General features: G+C 65.3%; 18 protein-coding genes and 1 pseudogene. 8 read left to right on the forward strand and 11 right to left on the reverse strand.

The window, feature by feature from the left end; translation table 11 throughout:
- Positions 1–69: 69 nt before the first annotated feature.
- Entirely contained in the window at positions 70–1302 is a 1233-nt protein-coding gene (locus RAD15_RS07045) for a cytochrome P450 (RefSeq protein ID WP_458176070.1), read from the reverse strand.
- A gap of 142 nt (positions 1303–1444) precedes the next feature.
- Between RAD15_RS07045 and RAD15_RS07050 the strand changes: the two genes are divergently transcribed.
- The 5 genes from RAD15_RS07050 (at position 1445) to RAD15_RS07070 (ending at position 5672) form a co-directional block, all read left to right on the forward strand.
- Positions 1445–2056 (forward strand): TetR/AcrR family transcriptional regulator, encoded by a 612-nt coding sequence (locus RAD15_RS07050; RefSeq protein WP_458175768.1) that lies wholly within the window; start codon positions 1445–1447, stop codon positions 2054–2056.
- A gap of 240 nt (positions 2057–2296) precedes the next feature.
- Positions 2297–2932 carry a response regulator transcription factor gene (locus RAD15_RS07055; RefSeq protein WP_458175770.1) on the forward strand — a complete coding sequence of 212 codons (636 nt, stop codon included), beginning with the start codon at positions 2297–2299 and terminating at the stop codon, positions 2930–2932.
- Between the two features lie 104 nt (positions 2933–3036).
- Positions 3037–3276 (forward strand): hypothetical protein, encoded by a 240-nt coding sequence (locus tag RAD15_RS07060; RefSeq protein WP_458175772.1) that lies wholly within the window; start codon positions 3037–3039, stop codon positions 3274–3276.
- Between the two features lie 148 nt (positions 3277–3424).
- Positions 3425–3820 (forward strand): hypothetical protein, encoded by a 396-nt coding sequence (locus tag RAD15_RS07065; RefSeq protein ID WP_458175774.1) that lies wholly within the window; start codon positions 3425–3427, stop codon positions 3818–3820.
- A gap of 187 nt (positions 3821–4007) precedes the next feature.
- A complete protein-coding gene (locus RAD15_RS07070) occupies positions 4008–5672 on the forward strand; it encodes a peptidoglycan-binding protein (RefSeq protein WP_458175776.1) in 1665 nt (554 codons plus the stop codon).
- 146 nt (positions 5673–5818) lie between these two features.
- Here RAD15_RS07070 and RAD15_RS07075 read toward each other — a convergent pair whose 3' ends face one another.
- The 4 genes from RAD15_RS07075 to RAD15_RS07090 all read right to left on the reverse strand — a co-directional run bounded on the left by RAD15_RS07075 (position 5819) and on the right by RAD15_RS07090 (position 13520).
- Positions 5819–6772: a transglycosylase gene (locus RAD15_RS07075; protein WP_458175778.1), complete on the reverse strand. Its 954-nt coding sequence runs from the start codon at positions 6770–6772 to the stop codon at positions 5819–5821.
- 223 nt (positions 6773–6995) lie between these two features.
- Positions 6996–9581, reverse strand: a complete 2586-nt coding sequence (locus RAD15_RS07080; RefSeq protein ID WP_458175780.1) for an EAL domain-containing protein — start codon at positions 9579–9581, stop codon at positions 6996–6998.
- 158 nt (positions 9582–9739) lie between these two features.
- A complete protein-coding gene (locus tag RAD15_RS07085; protein WP_458176072.1) occupies positions 9740–11038 on the reverse strand; it encodes an MFS transporter in 1299 nt (432 codons plus the stop codon).
- Positions 11039–11129: 91 nt separating this feature from the next.
- A complete protein-coding gene (locus RAD15_RS07090) occupies positions 11130–13520 on the reverse strand; it encodes a bifunctional diguanylate cyclase/phosphodiesterase (RefSeq protein ID WP_458175782.1) in 2391 nt (796 codons plus the stop codon).
- A 326-nt stretch (positions 13521–13846) separates the two neighbouring features.
- On the opposite strand from RAD15_RS07090, the gene RAD15_RS07095 reads away from it, so the two are divergent.
- Complete coding sequence (locus tag RAD15_RS07095; RefSeq protein WP_458175784.1) at positions 13847–15013, forward strand: ABC transporter substrate-binding protein; 1167 nt, start codon at positions 13847–13849, stop codon at positions 15011–15013.
- Positions 15014–15016: 3 nt separating this feature from the next.
- On the opposite strand, the gene RAD15_RS07100 is transcribed toward RAD15_RS07095, so the two are convergent.
- The 6 genes and pseudogenes from RAD15_RS07100 to RAD15_RS07125 all read right to left on the reverse strand — a co-directional run bounded on the left by RAD15_RS07100 (position 15017) and on the right by RAD15_RS07125 (position 20540).
- A complete protein-coding gene (locus tag RAD15_RS07100) occupies positions 15017–15142 on the reverse strand; it encodes a hypothetical protein (protein WP_458175786.1) in 126 nt (41 codons plus the stop codon).
- Between the two features lie 243 nt (positions 15143–15385).
- A complete protein-coding gene (locus RAD15_RS07105) occupies positions 15386–15682 on the reverse strand; it encodes a hypothetical protein (protein ID WP_458175788.1) in 297 nt (98 codons plus the stop codon).
- Positions 15683–15861: 179 nt separating this feature from the next.
- Positions 15862–16839, reverse strand: a complete 978-nt coding sequence (locus tag RAD15_RS07110; protein ID WP_458175790.1) for a hydroxyacid dehydrogenase — start codon at positions 16837–16839, stop codon at positions 15862–15864.
- Positions 16840–16851: 12 nt separating this feature from the next.
- The gene (locus RAD15_RS07115) at positions 16852–18705 is read right to left on the reverse strand and encodes a TRAP transporter large permease (protein ID WP_458176074.1); all 1854 of its coding nucleotides are present in this window, start codon (positions 18703–18705) and stop codon (positions 16852–16854) included.
- A gap of 7 nt (positions 18706–18712) precedes the next feature.
- Positions 18713–19745, reverse strand: a pseudogene (locus tag RAD15_RS07120) (TRAP transporter substrate-binding protein).
- 351 nt (positions 19746–20096) lie between these two features.
- Positions 20097–20540 (reverse strand): DoxX family protein, encoded by a 444-nt coding sequence (locus tag RAD15_RS07125; RefSeq protein WP_130364967.1) that lies wholly within the window; start codon positions 20538–20540, stop codon positions 20097–20099.
- A gap of 98 nt (positions 20541–20638) precedes the next feature.
- On the opposite strand from RAD15_RS07125, the gene RAD15_RS07130 reads away from it, so the two are divergent.
- Both RAD15_RS07130 and RAD15_RS07135 read left to right on the forward strand, forming a co-directional pair.
- Positions 20639–21559, forward strand: a complete 921-nt coding sequence (locus tag RAD15_RS07130; RefSeq protein ID WP_458175793.1) for a LysR substrate-binding domain-containing protein — start codon at positions 20639–20641, stop codon at positions 21557–21559.
- A 144-nt stretch (positions 21560–21703) separates the two neighbouring features.
- Positions 21704–23191, forward strand: a complete 1488-nt coding sequence (locus tag RAD15_RS07135; protein ID WP_458175795.1) for a caspase family protein — start codon at positions 21704–21706, stop codon at positions 23189–23191.
- Positions 23192–23404 lie beyond the last annotated feature (213 nt).

Here is a 23404-nt window from a genome sequence, read left to right on the forward strand (position 1 = left end):
GCCCCTTATATAGAGGGAAGTGTGGCGAAGTCACAGCGACTGTTCCGCGCGGAGGTTAACGCTGGCAGCTCACCAGCTCGCCGGCAGCCGCTTCAGGCCACGCAGCACGAAGGTCGACCGCCATTCCGGGTTCTCGACGTCGTCGATGCGCAAGTCGGGCAGCCGCCGCAGCAGCGTGGCAATGGCGATCTCGGCCTCGATGCGCGCCAATTGGGCGCCAAGACAGAAGTGGATGCCGCCGCCGAACGACAGCGGCTTCACATTCTGGCGGGTGACGTCCAGCCGGTCGGGGTGATCGGGATAGACCGCCGGATCGCGGTTGGCCGAGCCGAGCAGGCACAGCACGGTCTCGCCCTTGGGGATTTTCTTGCCGCCGAGGTCGTCGATGTCCTCCAGCGCCACGCGCCCGGTCATCTGCACGGACGAATCGTAGCGCAGGAACTCCTCGATCGCGCCCACCATCAGTTCGGGGCGCGCCTTGAGCAGCGCGAGCTGATCCGGATTGCGGTGCAGGGCGAGCAGACCGTTGCCGATCAGGTTGACGGTGGTTTCGTGGCCGGCGCCGAACAAGAGGATGATGTTGGCGGTCAGCTCCTCGTTGGTGAGTTTGTTGCCGTCCTCCTCGGCCTGCACCAGCTGTGTGATGAGGTCGTCGCCGGGATTTTTGCGGCGCAGCTCGAACAGCTGCTGGAAGTACATCTGCGCCATCAGATTTCCGGCGTTACCCTGCTTGATCTCCTCGGGCGACAAGGGCACGGGGTCGAGCAGCCGCCCGCCGTCGCGCGAGCTCTTGTAGAAGACTTCGCGATGATCCTCGGGGATGCCGAGCATCTCGCAGATGATGGTCACGGGCAGGCGGAAAGCGAAATCCTCGATCAGGTCCATGTGGCCGCGGTCGATCACGGCATCGATGGCCTGGTCGACGATCTGCTGAATTCGGGGACGCATGTCCTCGACCCGGCGCGCGGTGAATGCCTTCACGACGAGGCCGCGCAGGCGGGTGTGGTCGGGCGGATCGGCCTGCAGCATCCAGTGGCTCATGCTGCGGAACACCGGCTCGTCCATGATCTTTTCGCTATAGCGGCGCTTGGAGCGCTCGACGAAATCCTTGCCGAAGCGCTTGTCGCGCATCACGAGGCTGACATCGGCGTGGCGGCTGGTGACGAACTGGCCGAACGGCGTCACATGGACCGGATCGATCGTGCGCAGGCGGTCGTAATGCGGATAGGGATCGCGGATGAAGTCGGGCGAGAGCGGATTGAACAGCGGCCCGCCGCCGGCGCCTTGCACGTGCTCGTTCATGGTGACCTCAATCGGTTGCCGCATGACACGAATACGCCGACGCTTCCCTGCTCGCGCGGCGTAACCATCCCCTGATCGTTCGAGTCATTCATCAACTCGATACATTGTTGTATCGAGTTGCATTCTGCCCTAACCTGCGCCGATGTCAAGGGTGAGAACCAGGCCGACCAGGGACGATACGCGCGACAAGCTGTTCGAGGCGGCCGCGCGCGTGTTCGAGGACGACGGCATCGGCGGCGCCAGCATCGAGGCGATCGCGGCCGCGGCGGGCTTCACGCGCGGCGCGTTCTATTCGAACTTCAAGAGCAAGGACGAGCTGATCATCGCCATGCTCGAGGACCATGTCGAACAGTCGATCCGGCGCAACCTCGACATCCTCGCCCAGCACGACAATCTCGACGACTTCATCGCGGCGCTGAAGACGATGGACCGCAGCAGGCAGGACCCCCTCGCCCGCTCGCCGCTCCTGCACATGGAGATGATCCTGTTCGTCGCGCGCGCCGAAAAGCGCCGGCCCGAACTCGCCAAACGCCTGCGCGCGCGGCGCAAGCTCGTCGCCGACATCGTCGAGGCGACGTTGAAGAGCAACGGGCGCAACGACAATCTCAACCCGCCCTGGATCGCCTCCGTCGTGCTCGCGCTCGAAGACGGCTTTCGCCTGCACCGGCTGATCGATCCCGAGACGACGCCGGCCGACAGCTTTCTGCGTGCAATTACGGACTTGCGGCGCAGGACAGGACTTTCGTCGAACTAGGATATGGCTTTCTGTTGACGATTATCCCCCCATTCGGCCCTGTCGCGCGCGTTTGCGATCAAAAGGTCACACTGAACGTCCGGCGCCGCATGCTGTACCAGATTTAATTTGCACCTCGCGATTCCAGGACGTAACTGCCAATCAAGAGCGACGTGATCCGGCAATGACCGGGCGAGAAGGCGCTGCACCAACAATCAAGAAAAGCAAGCACAGCAGCTACTTTTCGTTCAGGAGACATCATTGCCCGGCATCGTCCATGTCGTGGATGACGACACATCGTACCTATCGGCCATCCAACAAGTTCTAGAGGCAAGCGGATACCGCGTCGCCACCTATGCATCGGCGCAGCAATTGCTGGAGCAGCAGCCCGACGAAAGTAAGGGCTGCATTCTGCTGGATGTCAGGATGCCGGGCATGAGCGGGCTCGAGTTACAGAGCCGCTTGACCGAGCGCGGATCCACGCTGCCCATCATCTTTCTGAGCGCTTATCCCGACGTCAGCATCACGGTGAAGGCGATCAAGGCGGGCGCGGACGACTTCTTCATCAAGCCTGTCGGCTCGGACGATCTTCTCAAAGCCATCGCACGCGCGATCGCGCGGCATCGCAATGCGCGCGAACTCGACGGCGAGCTGGACGCGCTTCGGGGCCGGCTTTCGACGCTGACCCCGCGCCAGCGGCAGGTCTTCCAGATCATCGTCCAGGGCAAGACGAACAAGCACGCCGCGCGCGAGCTCGGCAGCTCCGAGCGGACCATCAAGGCGCATCGGAGCGCGATCATGGCCAAGCTTCAGGTCCAATCGGTGGTCGAACTGGTCAGGATTGCCGAGCGGCTCGGCGTGCTCGGTGAGAAGGACGAGCCGGGCACGACCGTGTGAGGTGACGCAGGCTGGCGCCAGCACGCACGGCGCAAGCTGGTCGCCGACATCGTCGAGGCGACGTTGAAGAGCAAGGCGAGCGGCGACATCCGAACCCGCCCTGGATGGCTTCTGTCGTGCTGGCGCTGGAAGACGGCTTTCGCCCGCACCGGCTGATCGACCTCGAGACGCCGCCCGCCGACAGCTTCTTCCGCGCGATCACGGATTTGCGGCGGAGGACGGGGAGTAGAGCCGCGCGTGCGCTAAACCGCCGCAGCCTTGCGAACGAACGCTCCGCACCAGCGCTCCAGCAGCGACGCGGAACAGCCAGGCGTGCCGATCTCTTCAACCATCGCGCTCAGTGAGGCGGCAGCCATCGGCAGACGCGAAGTCATCGAGATGGAACGCCTGTTTCGTCTGTCAGACTCTCGTCGCTCGCAGGGGCGCGGTTGCAACTTTTGCCCGTCGCTGATGTTGGCCCAACATCGAAACACCAACGAAGGAGGGACGCACATGCAAAAGACTGCGCTTGTCCTGGCAACCGTCGGTGCGCTCGGCGCGAGCGCCGTGGCAGCACCAACGCCAGCGGAAGCCCGCTGGCGCGGCGGTTTCGGTCCGGCGCTGGCGGGCGGATTGATCGCAGGTGCCGTGATCGGCGGCCTCGCCTCATCCGCTTACGCGTATGGTCCGGGTTACGGCTACTATGGCGACCCCGGCTATTACGGCGGCGGTTACGCACCGGCGTATTACGGCGGCTATGAGCCCTATCCCTGGGGCGGCTACACCACGACCTACTACAGCACTGGTTATGCCCCGGCCTATTACGGCTACCGCTATCGCCGCGTCGTACGTCCCGCCTACGCCTATTACGGCGGACCGTATCACCATCGTTGGCACCATCACTGGTGATGTGAGGCCGCAAGGCTGGACCGGCGCGGGACGCTGAGCACTCAAACTGATCGGCTGGTCGAAGCTTCGACCCAGCGAGTTCAACGCGCGCGGTCGCATCGGGAGGGAGGCCGCGCCACTGCAGCAAAGCAAACCTGAGGAGTTTCAGATGAACACTGGAAAGAAAAAGTTCCTGCTGACCACAGCAGTGCTGCTCGCCGGCGTCAGCCTGGCGTCGGCGCAAGGCATGCGTGAAGGTACCGGCGGCGGAATGAGCGCCGGCGGAGGAGCCCGCGAAGATGCTGCGGAACACGGCCGCTCCGGCGGCGCGACGTCGCAGGGTGGCGCTTCCCACAACGAAGGAATGACACAGGGCCGCACTGGCGGTCGAGCCGAGAGTCCCGCAGCGACCCACGATAACAGCCGAGCCGCCGACAAGGCCGACAAGACCGACAAGCAGACCGTCGGCCAGGGCCGCGACCGCGACAACGCGCGTCAGTCGCAATCCGAACAGGAGAAGCAGGGCAAGGGCCAGACGGTCGGTCAGAGCCGCAGCGATCGGGACAGCGCGCGCCCGTCGAAGTCCGATAGCGAGAAGAGCGGTCAGAAGGATCAGACCGCCGGACAGGGCCGCAACGACCGCGACCGCACGCGTCAGTCGCAAGGCGCAGAGCAGAACAAGAACGCGACGACGGGCGCAAACACCGGCGCCAATACCAACTACAATGCTCAAGGCAAGAATGCGCAGGGTCAGAGCACGACGACCACCGGCGCGAATACCAAGAGCAACGCCCAAGACAAGAATGCACAGGGCCAGAGCACGACCACCACCGGCGCGAACGCGAACAGCAGCACTCAAGGCCAGAATGCGCAGCAGAGTCCGGGCACGACGACCGGCGCCAACTCGCAAGGTCAGGCCAACACTCAGGCCCAGACCCAGGCTGGGACCACCCAGAGCATGTCCGGCCGCGTGCAGGTCAACGCGCAGCAGCAAGCAACCCTGCAGCAGTCGGTGCTGAACGCACGCAATGTGGGACGCGTGCGCGTCAACAGCAATGCGATCAACTTCGGGATCAATGCCGGCGTCGTCGTGCCACGCAACATCTCCGTGGTCGCGGTCTCGGCCTACCCGGCGCTGATCGACATCTATCCGGACTATCGCGACGACAGCTTCTTCGTCGTGGATGACGAGATTGTCGTCACCGACCGAAGCCGCAGGATCGTCGACGTCATTCCCGCCGGACCGCGGACGCGCTACGCCCACCGTGGCAGCGCGAGCGGTGGCGGTGGCAGCGTTGCCGCGCTGGATCTCAGCCCCGACGAGATCCGCGTCGTTCAACGGGTCCTGATTGAACGTGGCATGCTGTCTGGCGAAGCGGACGGCGTCCTCGGCGCCGGTACGCGCCGGGCACTGATGACCTTCCAGCGACAGGAAGGTTTCCAGGCCAGCGGCTCGATCGATACCCGCACGGTCGCTGCGCTTGGCGTGTCCAACCAGATCCGCGCCACGCAGGGCCAATCGACGACGGTCGGTCAGGGACAGAATGACCAGTCGACGCCGCAGAACACGACCACCGGCCAGACCAACGCGCCGGCGCAGCAGAACCAGACCACTGGGCAGCAGAACCAGACCACTGGTCAGGCTCCGCAGAACCAGCCATCGACAAGCGGTCAGGCTCAGCAGAACCAACCGACGACTTCGGGCCAGGCAGCCACGCAGCCGCCATCGGGCCAGACCACCGGTCAGGCTCCGGCCCCAAGCAGCAATCAGTCCACCAGTCAGCCCAGCACCAACCAGAACACGCAGCCTGGGCAGACCAACCAGAACACGGCCCCGCCGCCTTCGACGTCGGGCCAGCCGGCTCAAAAGTAGTCCGACCGGCAAAACCACTTCAGAGTCCCGCCTCGCGGCGGGACTCTCCATAAGACGTGCATCAGTCGACGATCGTTCGCCGAACAGGTCCTCACGAAACTGCTGCCCGCAAGCTGCGGGCAGTCTTTTCAGGTCTCGCTGAAGCGCTACGGGTTCGGCCGTTCGGCGGTGGCCGTGGCCATGTATTTCGAATAGAGTTCGGCAATCCGCGCGCGCCACATTCCGACAAACGCTCCGGATGTTAGCTTGTCGACCGATTTCCACGCCTGCTTGACGGCCGGAAGAGTATTGCGCCAGATCGCGCGTTTGCACCATTTCTCGCCCTTTTCCATGCCCTCGCCGGTGGCACACATGGATTTCCAGGCGATGCGGTCCGGTTGGCGTATGTGCTCGGCGGCGCCTTCCCAACCCTGCTGATGGATCAGGTAAAGATCGCTCAAGGTCGGCTTCTGGTGCGTCACCCACTCGAACAGCACGCCTTCGGTAATGACTTTGTAGGCTGCCGCAATGGCGTTGTCGCGAGGACTGCGAATCTGCCCCGACCCGAACTTGTTGAACTCATACTCACTCAGTTGGAACAGGCCGATATACGACCCCGTGCGTTGCTTGGGATCGAACCCGGACTCGATCTTCGCAACCGCTTTCATGAAATTGAAATCGAGACCGAAAGCATCGGACGCGCGCCTGATCTCCTCGATCGGCGTTCCGACGACGGTGTCCTTGAGTGACCTCAAGACGATATCCGCCGGCTTCTCGGCAGGCGGATATTCGGACCACACGTAATAGATGAGATAACGGAAATCCTGGCTCACCGGCGCGGGACTGGACGTATCATCGAATGCATTGCGCGTGGCCGGCACCGGAGGCACCGCCTCAAGGCGGTCCAATGCCTCCGATTTTGTCTTGATGGAATCGTCGTCGATTTTTGCTTGGGCCATCAATGACAGATCGGAAGCCGCCCTGGGGACCGGCGTCTCGGCGCTCACGGACCCTTTCGGCATAGCGTCCGGCACGCTCGCGCCCGGCGTGCTTGCGCCAGCTTGGTGCATCCCCGTGAATGCAATGACACCCACGATGCAGGCGACCTGCAAGGCTTTCATTGCCCCCAACCCCCGCGGAGTTCCTTAGAGAACGCTACACCGATGTTCCCCTCAGTCCAAGGCGAGGGCCGCCACGCTGATGCTTTACCGAAGCTGGCTGTCACCAAAATGCGACACTCTTCTCGGCCACGAGCAAGCCGAACTCCCAACGGCGTGCATATAGCGTCCGATCTCCTCTCAGATCGGACAACTGTCTTATGCGAGAAGCCTCTACACGCGCCTCCTACGCCGACCGCTTCACGACATCGCGCCCCACCGGCTTGACATCCAGACGCCCCAGCATCGCTCTCGCCTGCTCGGCGCAGTGCTCGATCAGCCAGCGCTCGAAGGCGACGGGGGCGAGCGCGGGGGCGTAGAGGAAGCCTTGCACGACGTCGCAGCCGAGCTCGGCCAGCCTCTTGCGCTGGCCCTCGGTCTCGACGCCTTCGGCGACGACGGTCATGCCGAGGCCCTGGCCGACGCGCACCACGGCGGTGGCGATCGCGAGCGCGCCCGCGTCACGCTCGATGTCGCGCATGAAACTGCGGTCGATCTTGAGCTCGCGGATCGGCAGATGCGCGAGACGGCTGAGGCTGGAATAGCCGGTGCCGAAATCGTCCACCGAGAGCCCGACGCCGAGCTCGCGGATCGCGTTCATGGTCTCGAGCGCGGCGACGCTGTCCTGCATGAACGCGCCTTCGGTGATCTCCAGCATCAGCGCATCCGGCGGCAGATCGTATTCGGCGAGGATGTCCTTGAGGCGCGCGGCCAGCGTGACGTTGCGGAAATTGATCGGCGACAAATTCACCGACACGCAGGGAATGTTGAGGCCGGCGCGGCGCCAGCTCGCCATCTGCCGGCAGGCCTCGCGCACCGACCACAGGCCGATCTGCTCGATCAGGCCGCACTCCTCGGCGAGCTGGATGAATTTTGCCGGCGAGACGTCGCCGAGCACCTCATCGTGCCAGCGCGCCAGCGCCTCGACGCCGTGGATGGCGCCGTCGCAGCTGCGGATCTGCGGCTGGTAGCTCAGGGTCAGCGCGCCTTCCGCGATGGCGCGGCGAAGTGCGGCGATCAGCGCCAGCCGCTGCTCGGTGAGCCCGTTCATCTCGGCGCTGAAGATGCGATGGGTCGAGCGGCCCGCCTGCTTGGCCATGTACATGGCGGCGTCGGCCTGCTGCATCAGCGTGTCGATGTCGGTGGCATGATCGGGATAGAGGCTGATGCCGATGCTGGCCGACATCGGCATCAGTCTCGATCCGAGCCTCAAGGGTGCGGACAGCGCTTCGGTGATCCCGGCCGCGACGCGCTCGGCACTCTCGGCGTTGCGCTGCGGCAGCAGGATGACGAACTCGTCGCCGCCGAGCCGTCCCAACATGTCTTCGGGCCCGATCTGTTCGCGCAGGCGCTGCGCGAGTTGCACCAGCAACTCGTCGCCGGCGGCGTGACCGAGCGTGTCGTTGACGTCCTTGAAATGATCGACGTCGAGGAAAGCCAGCGCGACATGGCTGCCGGTGGGGCAGGCATCGATCGCGGTGGTGATGAGATGGCGCAGTTGCGCGCGGTTCGGCAGGCCGGTGAGAATGTCGTGATAGGCAAGCCGCGCGATCTCGGCGCGCGCTTCCTTGCGCTCGATCGCGAAGGCGCCGAGATTGACGCAGGCATCGACGATGCGCCGATGCCATTTGCTCGGCGCGCGCGGCTCCCGGAAATAGAACGCGAAGGTGGCGATGACCCGGCCGTCCTTGGCCTTGACCGGGGTCGACCAGCATGCGCGCAGGCCGATCCCCATCGGCATCGCCTTGTAAGGCTGCCAGCGCGGGTCGGTGTCGAGATCCTCGGCCAGAACCGGCACGCCGTAAAAAGCCGCCGTGCCGCAGGAGCCCACATTGGGGCCGATCGCAACGCCGTCCAACGCGCGGGAATAGTCTTCGGGCAGGCTCGGACCGCCGAGCGGGTGGATCAGGCCCGAGGCATCGACGTGAAGCAGCGAGCAGACGACATCGGGCGCGATCTCCTCGACACGACGGCACAGCCTGTCGGCGATGTCGGTGATCGGAACCTCGTCGGCGAGCGAGCCCATGATCAGCTGCTGGAGCGAACGCAGCTGCTTGGTCTCGGTGATGTCGTCGAGCAGCGCAAAGATGTGCTTGACCCTGCCCTTCTTGTCGCGGAAAGCGTCGAGCCGGGCGCAGACCCAGATCTCCTCGCCGTTCTTGTCGTAGGCGAGCACCTCGACCTCGCCGCGGCGGCCACCATGCATCAGGCGCTTGATGAGCTTCTCGACGGCCCTGCGGTCGGTATGGCGGCCGGCGATCAGCTCGCCTGCGCGATGACCCTCGGCCTCCTCGCTGGTGTAGCCGAACAGCGCCGCGAAGGCCGAATTGACGTAGACGATGCGCTGCTCGACATCGGTGATGATCACCGCGCGGTTGGTCTGGTCGGAGACGGCGTGGAGAAGCCCGATCCTGACGCGGCGCTCGGCATCGGCGCTGACGTCGCGCGCGAACACGATGTGACGGACCACGCCATCGACAATCGCTGAGGACAGCGTGACGGCCGCCCTGATCCGGCTGCCGTCGTGTCGCACGAGGCTGATCTCCTCGCGGACATCCGTGGCCGGATCGGCCCGAAGGCAATCGAGGGCGAGAATGTCGGCATCGCGGCCGAGCACGTCAGTGCGCGCGAGCTTCCAGATCCGCTCCGCACCGGCGTTGAAATGCGTGATGCGATGCGCGCCGTCGACAATGACGATGCCGTCGTCGGCGCGTTCGAGCGCCGCCAAAAGCACGTCCGGAGTTTCGGTCACTGGAGCATCGAAGGCAGACATCGGTGAACCCGGGAGGCATCGGCAAGAGGCGGCAATCGGCCCGACGCTAACGCTTCGATGGTGTCCAAGACCTTTTTGCAACCCGGCCGCGGTCCGCCAAGACGCGACATGCTTAACGTTCTGCGAAAGAAGCGAAGGTATTTTTGTGCTTGCGGAACCTAGTCCGCATGTTCCGCGTGGAGCCTGTGGAGTCGGCCGGCCACCGCTCGCACCTTGCGCGGCGCGGCCTGCCAGATCGAGACCGCCGACAATCCGCTCACGAGGATCGCGATGCCGAAGGCGAGCGTGTAATCGCCGGCGCGATCATAGAGCAGGCCGGTCACCCACGGTCCAGCCGCGCCGCCCGCGAGCGCCGCGAGCATGATCGTGCCGAAAATGCTGCCCTGGTGCCTGCCCTGGAAGATCTCGAACACCACCGCGCCCATGATCGAGGTGAGGCCGTAGCCGAGCGCGCCCTGCGTGAACACCATCAGATAAACCAGCCACAATGACGGCTGGAACTTCAGCGCCATCAGCGCCGCGAAGCAGATCGCAAAGCCCGCGCAGCTGATCGCCCACACCCATTCCCGCCCGATCCGGTCGGAGACATGGCCGAGCAGGATCTGGCCGGGAATGCCGAGCAGGCTGACGATGCCGAGCGCCCACACCGCGACAGAAGAACTGAAGCCGATGTCGAGCAGGAACTTGGTCTGGTGCACCTGCACCGCGTACCAGATGTACAGGCCGCAGAAATAGCCGAGCGCGATCCACCAGAACCGCGCGGTCGCGACGGCGCGCTTCAGTGTCCATTCGGTATTGACCCAGACGGGATCGACCACGTTGGAGATTTGTTTTGCCGCGCCCGCGGCCTGGGCGGCATCGCCGTCCGGCTGCAGGCCGATGTCCTCGGGGCGCTTGCGCAGCAGCAGATTGACCGGCGCCAGCACGATCAGGACAAGCAGGCCCATGGCGGTGCAGGCGGTGCGCCAGCCGGTCTGCTCGATCATGTGCTGCACCCATGGCAGCAGCGTCACCGAGCCGATGCCGACGCCGGCAAAGGCGATGCCGATGGCAAAGCCCCGCTTGCGGATGAACCAGTTCGGCAGGAACAGCGACTGGCCGGAATAGCCGAGACACACCGAGCCGGCACCGACCATGACGCCGATGGTGACGTAGAGATGCCAGGGCGCGCTGGTGAGCGGCGCAAGCAGCAGTCCGCCGCCCATCAGCACGACGCCGAGCTCCATCACCGCGCGCGGGCCGGCGCGGTCCATCAGCCGGCCGATCAGCGGGCTGACGAAGCCCGAGACCACGAAGCCGAACGAGAAGGCACCCGCGGTGACGCCGCGCTCCCAGCCGAACTCGGAGATGATGGGCGGAAAGAACAGCGAGAACGCCGTGCGCGCGTTGACGCCGATCGCCATGGTGACGAAGGTCACCGCGACCACGACCCAGCCGTAGAAGAACGGAAGCCGCATGTTTGTGTGTTTCATCCCTGGACGCTCCCTTCGGACCATCCGGGACTGCCCGGGTCAAGCGCTTTTCGCGCATGCCCCTTGAGCGAGACGCTCAGGCGGCGTCGAGCTGTGATGGTTTCACGGGCGCGTCGAACAGGATCCGCTCGATCGGCTGCGGCCGGCCGAACAGATAGCCTTGCGCGAAGTTGACGCCGAGCGCCTTCAGCCGCTCGAACTCCTCGCGGGTCTCGACGCCTTCGGCGGTGACCGACATGTCGAGCCCGCGCGCCAGCGTCACGATCGAGGAGATGATCGCGGAGCTGCGCGGCTGATGCGTGAGGTTGCGGATGAACGACTTGTCGATCTTGATCTTGTCGAACGGAAACGCGGTGAGATAGCTCAGCGACGAATAGCCTGTGCCGAAATCGTCGAGCGCGAGCTCGATGCCGATGCTCTTGAGCCGCTCCATGAAGGCGAGGTTCTCGACGCCGCGTTCCAGCAGGACGGATTCCGTGATCTCGATCTCCAGCCGCTGCGGCGGCAGGCCGGAATCGGCGAGCGCCGCGCAGATCATCTCGAACAGCTCGGCTTCCTTGAACTGGATCGGCGACAGGTTGACGGCGACCGCAAGGCCGGAGGGCCAGCCGGCCGCATCCTCGCAGGCGCGCCGCAGCACGAACTCGCCGAGCGGCACGATCAGGCCGGTCTCCTCCGCAAGCGGAATGAACTGGTCCGGCGGGATCAGTCCGCGGATCGGATGCCGCCAGCGCACCAGCGCCTCGAAGCCGCGCCGCGCGCCGCTGAGGGCGTCGACGAACGGCTGATAGTGCACCTCCAGCTGGCAGCGCGCGATGGCATCGCGCAGATCGCCTTCCAGCGTGTTGCGCGCCTCGAGCTCGGCCGACATCGCCTCGTCGTAGATGGTGAAGCAGTTGCGGCCGGCCGATTTCGAACGGTAGAGCGCCAGGTCGGCCTTCTTCAGCAGTTGCTCCTGATCGCTGCCGTGATCCGGCGCGATCGCGATGCCGATGCTGGTGCCGATCTCGACGCGGTGTCCGGGCAGCAGGAACGGTTCGGTCACGAGCTTGACGATCCGCCCCGCCAGCTCGGTCGAGCAGACGCGCTGGTCCTCGCAGGCTTCCTGGATGATCGCAAATTCGTCACCGCCGAGCCGCGCCAGCACGTCGCTGGTGCGCAGCGCGGATTTCAGCCGCTGTGCCACCTGGCGCAGCAACACGTCGCCGGCACCGTGGCCCAGGGAGTCGTTGACGTTCTTGAAGCGGTCGAGATCGAGCATCAGGATGGAGAAGCCGGAGCCGCCGTCCTTCAGCCGGTCATTGAGGTCGTCGAGCCGGGCGAGGAAGAAGGCGCGGTTCGGCAGTCCGGTCAGAATGTCGGTCTGGGCAAGCTCGAGCACCCGCCGGTTCGCCAGCGACAGCCGCCGCGAATTGCGGCTTGCGAGCATGAGATAAGTCGACAGCGACAGGGTCAGCAGCATGCCGACGATCAGCACCGCCGCCGCGCGATCGTAGGTCGTCTCCAGCGGACCGCCGGCAGTTGGAACCGCCCGCACCTGCCAATCGGTGTCGCCGATCTTGAGATTGCCCGACCAGTGCAGGGCCCGCGCGACGTCCCGCATCGACTGCGGCCCCGACGCGGCCGACGAATAATCCGGCAGCATCTCTTCCAGGCTGACGATCTGCCCCGTGAAGGGCGGATAGACGTTCACGCTGACCGCCGGGCTTGCGCCGGTGGTCACGCGGATGGACTGGATCAGCATCGGCAGATCGAAGACGCCGACGACGAAGCCGGCGAGATTGCGGCGCCGGTCCACGGCCGTCTCGCGCGAGGTCCCCTTGGCGTAGACGGGAATGGCGACGAGAACGTCGGGGAGCCGGCCGCCCTCCTTCGGCTCGTACAGGCGCGTGCGGATGGCGGCGACCCGGTCGCTGTCGCGCGCGCGCTCCAGGACCGCGCGGCGCTCCGGAACGCTCGCATAGTCCATGCCATAGACCGGCGATGTCTTCGGCTGGGTCGAGTAGAACACCGGAAAATATTCGTCGCTCTGCGGCGCGGTCGCGAAACCATCGCCCTCGAGCGACTTGATGCGATAGCCGGACACGCCGTCCGTGATCGCGGCGGCCTCGTATTCGACGCGCTCCTTGCGGTTGACGCGCGGCAGCCAGGCGATGCGCAGCATGCCGGGATGGCGCTCGAACAGGCGGGCGCTGAAGGTCTCGAATTCGCTGCGGGTGATTTCCTCGTTGGTGGATTCGAACAGCGTGCGCAGCGCCACCAGCCTGGAGATGTACTCGCCCATGCCGTTCTGCATGACGATCGCTTCAGTCTCGGCGGCGTTCTCGAACTCGATCCTGTTGACGCGGTCTTCCCACCGCGCCACGGCGGCTGCGCCCACGGCCGAAAACAGAAGACCGATTCCGACCGCGACGAGCGCAGGGCGATAGAGCCCGAGCAGCGGCGCGGCGCGCCACCATCCGGTCATACGCTTTCGATCCTGATCGTTCTGATCCCGACCGCCCATCTTGTTCCGCAAGTCCCCATCGCACGGCAGCTGGAACTTCTGGTTGAGCCGCCGGAACCACTATCGGACAAGGATCGCGGTTAAGAACTGCACAATTTCAGTCCCCGGGCCTTCCGCATCAGGCGGCTTAGTTAACGATTGCCCTGCGGGTCGCCGCAATCTGGCACTAACTTACCGGTTTTCCCCGGAGTCTTACGGACCGTCGATGTAGCGTGGCCTTAGCGTCCTGTTCAGCCCGCACGGCCTATCGTCTCCCGCAAGGCGTCCAGCACCCGGCAAGCATTCTCATGACACGATCGCGATCCGCGACATACCTCGCCTTGACCGTCGCATGGCTGACTGCTGCGATGCTTCCGGCCCAGGGCGAGGAGACCGGCGTCAGCGAGGACGCCATCCTGTTCGGCCAGGCCGCCGCGCTCGAAGGCCCCTCCTCCGCGCTCGGACAGCGGATGCGGCAGGGCATCGTCGCCGCGTTCACCGAGATCAACGCCAAGGGCGGCGTCCACGGCCGCAAGCTCCAGCTCATCAGCCGCGACGACGGCTACGACCCCGACCGTTCGGTGGCGCAGACGCTGCGTCTGATCGAGGACGACAAGGTGTTCGCGCTGATCGGCGCGGTGGGCACGCCGACCGCGATGGCGACGTTCCCGATCACCAGCACCAGGAACATCCCCTTCATCGGCCCGTTCAGCGGCGCCGAATTCCTGCGCGACCTCGAGCTTCCCCACGTCGTCAACATCCGCGCGAGCTACGGCGCGGAGGCCGAGGCGTGGATCAAGCACCTCACCGAGGATCGCAAGTTCACCCGCATCGGCATCTTCTACCAGGACGATTCCTTCGGCCGCGACGGTCTTGCCGGCGTCAAGCGCGCACTCGCCAGGCGCGGCCTCGAGCTCGCCGCCGAGGGCACCTTCGAGCGCAACACAAGGGCGGTCGGCATGGCATGGCGGACGATCAAGCGTGCCGAACCCGAGGCCATCGTCATGGTCGGGACCTACGGTCCCTGCGCGGAATTCATCAAGCTCGCGCACCGCAGCGGCGCGCGCCCGACCTTCGTCAACATCTCCTTCGTCGGCGCCAATGCGCTGGCCAGGGAGCTCGGTCCCGAGGGCGAAGGCGTCATCGTCTCGCAAGTGGTGCCGTTTCCCTGGGATCGCTCGCTCAAGCTGGTCGCCGACTACCAGGCGGCGCTGAACGCGTTCGATCCGGCGCTGACGCCGGACTTCGTCTCACTCGAAGGCTATCTCTCCGGCCGCCTTGCGGCCGCTGCGCTGGAAAAGGCTGGACAGCAGCCGACGCGCGCGAGCCTGTTGCGTGCCGTCAACGATGTCGGCCAGTTCGATGTCAGCGGCAGCATCGTCACCGTCGGCCTGCGCATGATCGATGCGCCGCCGAAGGTGTTCTTGACGGTGATCCAGAAGGACGGGACGTTCAGGGCGGTGGATCGGCTTTAGGCGCTAGCGATCGGACTTCCTGCCGTTTGCCTGGCCGTAGGGCGGCTTGTTGTCGGGATCGGATGTGAGGCAGGCGCTCAGTGACACGCCGATCAGGATCGCCAACGCCGCCGCGGTCAGAAACTTCATCTGCTCAACCCGCTCAATGAACCATTTTCCGACAAGCACGGAACTTTGACGTCGCGCGCCGGGATGAGGTTCAAGGCAATAGCCTCGCAGGGTGGGCAAAGCGGAGCGTGCCCACCACTTCTGTCGCAATTGCCGGCCCGATGGTGGGCACGGCGCTAACGCGCCTTTGCCCACCCTACGATTGCTGCGTCTCAGATAACGGCCGACCTCATCAGAAATCCGGGTTGAGCCATCAACCGTCGTTCAGGTGGTTGGGTGAAACCAGCCGAATATCGCAACGCCGGCGCATCCAACCAAGCCGAACATCTGCAGGCCCATTTCCAGCCAGTACTGGACCGGCGCGGTGTCTCTATGAACAACCCGCTTCGACAAGCCTGCAAGTCTGTCTACAAGCCAGTCCAGAATACCGGTAGAATGGGGGAGAGACGTGATTTGTCTCTCGACAAAGCCGGACCGCACGTTGCGGAAGCAATCGACGCAAAGATAAACTGCGACGATGCGAGCGACGATTTCATAAAGAAAGAACTGCATTTCAAACATCCGTTCATCAAGTAACCGATTTGATGACCAGGTCGTATTATTCGTCAATCGGCAGGGTTAAGGGCCGGGTGCGTCTTGGGCGCTACCTGGTCTTGGTGTGGCCGGATTTGATCTTGGTTCAATTGCAGGAATGATCGCGGTGCCGGTATTGGAGGCACACGCCCCGGCTCAGGCGCCCTTCACGGCCGCCGCGTCCAACGGTCGGCATTGACGGCGCCCGGCGGGACCTCGCCCCTGACGATCGCCTCGACCTGCCGCACCGTTTCCAGCGACTGATATTCGATCGCCTGCGGCGTCAATCCACCGACGTGAGGCGTGGCGATGACGTTGGGGAGCCTGGCAAGCTCCGGCGTCGGCATCTGGTCGGGCGCGCGGCCGACGTCCATCGCAGCACCGGCGATGCGGTTCTCGCGCAGGGCGCGCGCGAGCGCGGCCTCGTCGACGAGATTGCCGCGCGAGAGGTTGATGAAGACGGCATGTCTCTGCATCCGCGCCAGCGCGGCTTCGCCGATCAAATTCTCGGTCTGCTCGTTCGCGATGGCAAGGCAGACCACGTAGTCCGATGCGGCAAGGAGCTCGTCGAGACCGACCTGCCGGATCGCGGCATCGCTGACATCAGCAAAGGGATCGGAGACCAGCACCTCCATGCGCAGCACCTTTGCGATCTCGGCGAGGTAACGCCCGATGCTGCCATAGCCGATGATGCCGATCCGACTCCCCGCGAGCTGGCGGCCCATCCGCGCTTCGACCTTGCGGCCTGCCTGATAGTCCGCCGTCGCCCGCGAGACGCCGCGGGAGAGATCGACCATGAAGCCGAGCGCGAGCTCGGCGACCGCCTGCACGAAGCCGGGCCCCGCGCGGGTCACGAGCACGCCGGCCTGGGAGGCCGCATCGACATTGACGTTGCGGATGTCGACGGCGCAGCGAACGAAGGCGCGCAGGTGCGGCAGCTGTGCAAAGATCTCGCCGCGGCCTTCGGTCATCCGGTCGGCGACGATGATATCGACGTCCTTCGCCGCACGCACGAGGCTGGCTGCGTCGAGCGTATCATCGCTCTCGTGCAGAATCACCTCGGCGGCCGCGCGCAGGCCGTTGAGGCTGCGATCGCCGTAGTAATTGCGGCGCATCTCCGGCGTATGGGCCAGCAGGACTTTCACGGCAACACTCCTTCAGTAACCGAACGCGCGCGGCAGCGCGGTGCTCAGCCACGGCACGAAGGCGATGACGAGCAGGCAGAGGAACAACAGGCCAAGATAGCCCATGATCGGCTTCACGGTCTGCTCGATCGGCACATTGCCGATCAGGCAAGCGCCGTAGAGTCCGAGCCCGAGCGGCGGCGCGAACAGGCCGATGCCCATCGCGATGACAAGCACGACGCCGAAATGCAGGGGATCGACGCCGAGCTGCACGGCGACCGGCAGCAGCAAGGGGCCGAAGATGATGAGCGCGGCCGCGCCCTCCAGCACCGATCCCATCACGATCAGGACGACGATGGCGAGCAGGATGAACAGCCAGACGCCCGAGGTCTTCGACAGTCCCAGCATGAAATCGCCGACCGCATGCGGCACCTGCTGCAGGGTCAGCGTGAACGCGAGCGACTGCGCGGCGGCGACGATGAACAGCACGAGACCTGCACGCGTTGCCGCCTGGACGAAGCTGTGCGCGGCCGTCTTGAAGCTGAGCTCGCGGAACACGAGGCTGCCGACGACGAGCGCATAGGCCACGGCAAAGGCGGAGATTTCGGTCGCCGTGGCAAAGCCGCTCTTGAAGCCGAAGAAGATCATGAAGATCAGGCCGAACGAGGCGATCGCGCCGCTCCACAGGCCCGACACCGGCATCTGCGGCTCGATATCCTCGGCCTCCGCCGGCCGCTTGCCGAAGATGATCGACACCGCGATCAGGACCAGCGCCATCAGCGCCGACGGCAAGAGGCCCGCGACGAACAGGCCGCCGATCGACAGGTTCGCCACAAAGCCCAGGATGATCAGGTTGATGCAGGGCGGAATGGTCTCCGCCATCACCGCGGACGCCGCGAGCAGCGCCACCGCGCCGCCCGGATTCTGCTTCGAGCGGCGCGCCGCCGGGATGAGCACGGAGCCGACTGCGGCGACGTCGGCCATCTTCGAGCCCGAGATGCCCGAGAATAGCACCATCGAGGCCACCATCACGACGTTGAGGCCGCCGCGCATGCGTCCCACGGCGCGCTGCAGCAGTTCGATCAGCCGCACCGACATGCCGTTGGCTTCCATGAGGTAGCCGACGAGGATGAAGAACGGGATCGCGAGCAGCACGAAATTGTCGATGCCGCGCGCCATCTGCTGCGCGAAGATCACACCCGGCAGCGCGCCCTCGACCCAGATGAAAATGAGCGCGGCGAGCGCCAGCGCAAAGCCGATCGGCAATCCCCCGAACAGCGTAGCGAAGAAGCCGATCAGCATCAGCGTTCCAGCCGACGGCACCGACGACGGCGAGAGGTAATCCCAGGCGAGATAGAGGCCGGTCACGACGGCAACCGCGATGAGCCCCCTGACGATATCGGGGAGCGGCCGTGCGCAGAGCTGGTCGATCGCGAACACCGTCATGAACAGCGCGCCGACGCCCATCGGATAGAACGTCAGCTCCAGCGGCAGGCCGGAGCCGGTGGTCTGGCCTGCCGTCAGCGACCCGAGCTTGATGGCGTGATAGGCGACGTAGCCGGAGATCAGCACGACGAGCACCGCACTGGCGGCATCGACCAAAGTCCGCAGCCGCGGCGGCAGCAGGTCGCGGAAAAAGGACACGCCGACATTCTCGCCGCGCGCCAGCGCGCTCGCCGCACCGAAGAAGGCCGAACCGACCATCAGCCCGCGCGCGACGTCGTCGGACCATTCGACCGGCGCATTGAAGAAGAATCGCAGCAGCACGGAGGCGCAGACGACCACGAGATCGGCGGCCAGCAGGATGGCCGCGATCGTGTCGCTGAGGCGAAGCAAAAGGGTGATGCTCCCGTGGCGCTCGCCCGAGAGAGACACGGCGCCCGCCATCGCCATGTCAGGCCTGCGTCGCGCGGATGATGTCGATGACGGCCTTGGATTCCGGCCGCGCCTTGATGAAGTTCTCGGCCTGCGGCGCGACGCGCTTCTTGAAGGCCTCGCGATCGCATTCGGCGACCGTCACGCCCTTCTCGGTCAAGGCCGACAGCGCCTCCTTCTCGACGGCAAGCCCATGGGCACGCGTGTCGGCCGCCGCCTTCTTGGCGGCATCGAGAAAGCCCTCGCGCAGCTTCGGATCCATGCGGTTGTAGGTCATGTCGCTGAAGTAGATCGCGAGCGGCGAGAAATTGTGCTGCGTCAGCGCGTAGAATTTTGCCGTCTCGAAGAACTTGCTCGCCAGAATCGTCGGCGGATCGTGCTCGAGGCCGTCGAGCACGCCGGCCTGCAACGCCGTGTAGATCTCGCCGAAGGCCAGCGGCGTCGCCGCCGCCCCCATCAGGCGCAGGCACTCCGTGATGACGGGATTTGGCAGGGTGCGGATCTTGAGGCCGGCGAGATCCTCCGGCGTCTTCACCGGCTTCTTCGCGAGCACGCTGCGCGAGCCGAAATTATAGGCCCAGGCGATGATGCGGATGTTGCCGCCCTTGAGCAGCGCGTCCTCGATCGGCTTGGCGGCGCCGGCGTCGAACGCCTTGGTCTGCTGCGGAAAGCTCGCGAACAGAAAGCCGAGATCGTAGGTGCCGACCAGCGGCACCAGATTGGCTGATATCGACGAACCCGACACCATGAGGTCGATGACGCCGAGCTTCACCGAGTTGATGACGTCGATCTCCTGACCCAATTGATTGTCGGGAAAGAACGCGACTTTCGACCTGCTCGCCGAGCCCGTTCGCCTTCAGGTTCTTCACCAGATTGTCGTAGTAGACGCGGCCGTTGGCGTATTTGGGATCGTTCGGCAGCGAGGAGGAGCATTTCAGCTTCAGCGTCGCAGCTTCGGCGCGGCCGATGAGTGCGGGGGAGACCACGAGGCCGGCGGTGACCGCCGCCGATGACTTGATGAACGCGCGACGGTTCACGGGCACGATGGTCATGGTGCGGTCTCTCCCCAATTATTCTTCTTGCAGCCGCGATCGTTGTCGCGGCGTGTTGGTTCGACTGTATGGCCAAAGCGACGGCACAGGCAAGGGATGCGGCCGGCGGAGTCGCGACGGCGGGAACGACAACGCTCAGCAGAAATCGAGACGGAACGCCTTTGTTTATCGGTGTTTTCGCGCATGCCGCACGGCAGCGACAAGTCCTGCCATGCAGGATTGAGATGGATCGATCCAATTCAGGTATGGATCAATGCCGAACGCATATCGATGGGATTGCATGAAGCAGACGAACGAAAGCCGCGGGATCGTGATCCCGCGGCTTCAAAGGTTTGAGTGAATGCGGCGACGTCAGCGCGAATGTGCGGCGCTGAGCTGGCCGCCTGCCGCCGCGACATCGCGCGAGGGACGCAGCGCGTAGGCGCCGTCGCCGAGCAGGGCCTGCGCTGCGAGCGCGATCGCCCAGAAGGCTGGGAATTCCCAGCCACCCTTCGGATTGGTGAAGAAGAAGCCGGCGGCGCCGTGCACCGAGAAGATCGCACCCAGCAGGATCGGGATGCCGGCCAGCGCCGCATAGCGGGTCCAGACGCCGAGGATCAGGGCGACGCCACTGAGCACTTCCACGGTCATGATGAGATAGGCGAGCTCGGGCGGGAAGCCGAGGCTGCCGAAGAACTTTGCGGTGCCGGCCGGGGTGAACACGAACAGCTTCAGGCTGGCATGGGCCAGGAACAGCGCGCCCAGGGTCACGCGCAGCACCAGTGCGGCGTACGGGGCGGTACGGGAATCGATCATGGGATGTCTCCTTTGCGGCGCACCATGATCTATTCTCAAATTGATGATAATCTGCTATTTTCGAAAAATACCTCACACCAATAGAGTGAGATAAGGTTTTGCTCGACCGCCTGACCAGTCTGGAGGTCTTCGCCAAGGTCGCCGCGGCCGGCAGCCTCTCCGGCGCGGCCCGGGCCATGGGCCTATCTCAGACCATGGTGACCAAGCATGTCGCCTCGCTGGAGGCGCGGCTCGGCACAAAACTGTTCCACCGCACCACGCGGCGGCTCTCCATCACCGAGGCTGGACGGAGCTATCTGGAGTCGGCCGAGCGCATCCTCGCCGACATGGAGACCGCCGACGCCGCGATCGCGCGCGAACGCGTGGAGCCGCGCGGGCTGCTGCGCGTCAACGTCCCCGTCGTGTTCGGCACAAGGCAGATTGCGCCTGCGATCGCCGAATTTTCGGCAGCCCATCCCGAGGTCACCGTCGAGCTCGGTCTCAACGATCGCCTCGTCGACCTCGCCGAGGAAGGCTGGGACCTCGCCATCCGCATCGGCAAGCTGCGCGATTCCAGCATGGTCGCGCGACGGCTGGCGCCGAACCGTCTGGTCGTCTGTGCTGCCCCCTCATATCTGGAGAAACACGGCACGCCGCGCACCGTCGCCGACCTCGCCGCGCATAATTGCCTCGGCTACACGCTTTCGCAGCAGGCCAGCGCGGCGGAATGGCTGTTCGGCGCCGACGGCGAGATCCGCGTCCAGGTCAGCGGCACCCTGCGCGCCAACAATGGCGATGCGCTGCGCGCGGCGACGCTGGCCGGCCTCGGCCTTGCGCGACAGCCCACCTTCATCATCGCCGACGATCTTCGCTCAGGCGCGCTCGTCGCGCTCCCGCTCGACCAGCCCGAGATCCAGACCTCGGCCGTGCATGCGGTCTACCTGCCCGATCGCCGGCCGCCGGCCAAGGTGCGCGCCTTCATCGACTTTCTCGCGGCGCGTTTCGCGCCTGTGACGCCCTGGGACCGCGGCCTGCCGTGACGCCGCACGGCTTGCCGCGCCGGCCGCGACAGACCTCCTGCCCGATTTGTCGCACCGTCTGCGTGATCCAGCGCACAGACGGCGTCATGACACGGACGTAGAAAAGGTGGCATCATCGCGCGCATTGCCGATGGAGGTGACACCATGCGCCGTCCAGCCTTTCGCCATTTGGTTCTTGCATCCGGCCTTCTTGCTCTCACGCAACTGATGACACCAACGGAGGCCGCCGCCGAAGCCCGGCTCGCGCTGGTGATCGGCCAGTCCGCTTATCGGACGGTGCCGGAACTGCCCAACGCCGCCAACGATGCCAAGGGCATGACGGAGATGCTCGGCAATGCCGGCTTCACCGTCACGACGGCCGCCAATCTCGGGCAGAACGAGATGCGCGCGGCGATCTCGGATTTCGCCGGCAAGGTCAGCGCCAGTGGCGCCGACACCGTCGCGCTGGTGTTCTATGCCGGCCACGGCCTTCAGATCGACGGCGAGAATTATCTGGTGCCGGTCGATCTCGATCCCAAGCGCGAGGCCGACATTCCGCTCCAGGGCGTGCGGCTGAACGATTTGCTCAACACGCTCGGCGCGCTGCCGACGCGGGCGCGCATCTTCATGCTCGATGCCTGCCGCAACAACCCGTTCCCGGCGCTGAGCGGCGCCGGCCACGGGCTTGCGATCGTCGACACCAAGGCCGGCGCGCCCGGCTCCTTCATTTCCTATTCGACCTCGCCCGGCGCGGAGGCCGAGGACGGCAGCGGCATCGACAGTCCCTACACCACCGCGGCCCTGACGGTCGCCAAGCAGCCCAATCTGCCGATCGAGGAAGTGTTCAAGCGCATCCGCGTCGCCGTGGCGCAATCGACCGACGGACGGCAGATTCCCTGGGAAAGCTCGTCGCTGACGACCGACTTCAAGTTCTTCGGCGAGAGCAGCAGCGCACAGCCTTCTCTTCCGGGCGCGAACTCGATGGCGCTCGCCAGCGGCACGCGCAGCGTCGAGGACTGGCGGCGGGATTTGCAAGGCAAGGAGCCGAAAGCCGCCTATGAACTCGTGATCACTGACGACACCGTGCCGGCGTATCAGGCCTATGTCGAGCTGTTCACGCAGGCGCCGTTCACGCCGCGCCTGCGCACGATCCTGGAACGCCGGCGCCAGATGCTGGCCTGGGAGCGCGCCACCGCGATCAACACCCGCGCCTCGTTCGAGGCGTATCTGGCAAACTGGGACAACAGCGATCTCGCCGCGACCGCGCGCAGGCTGCTGCTCCGCGTGCAGAACCGCAACTATGCCTTGCCGGTTGCCGCCGCTGCGACCCCTGTTCCGGTCGCGGTCGCGATGGCCCCGACCTGCCCGTGCTCGGCGCCCACGCCTCCGGCAACGCCGGTCAACCCGGCGGTCGCGCCTGTGATCAAGAAGCGCGTCGACGACACCCCGCCGAGGCGCAAGGTGGTCGAGACGCCGCCGAAGCCGCGCCGGCCGCCGCCCGACGAAGTGGTCTACGAGCGCGCGCCGCCGCCGGATCGCGGCCCACCGCCCGGCGCAGTCATGCAAGGCATCGGCATCGGTATCGGAATCGGCATGGGAATGGGCGGCGGCGGTCGCGGCGGCGATTATCACAACGACCGCGGCCGGTACTGAGGCCTCCGCGTGCGCACTTAGAATGTCCGCAAGCTCATCGCTTGCGGACATTCTTGTTGAAGACGAGCGACCAACACTCTCGTGCCCCGGACGCAGCGCAGCGCTCCCGGCGATGCGAAGCATCGTCCGGTGCGGTGCGCTGCAGAGCCGGGGCCCATGCGACAACAATCGGCGCGGCATGATGGGTCCCGGCTCTGCGGAGCAGCACTTCGT

It is taken from the genome of Bradyrhizobium sp. 14AA (assembly GCF_054185205.1).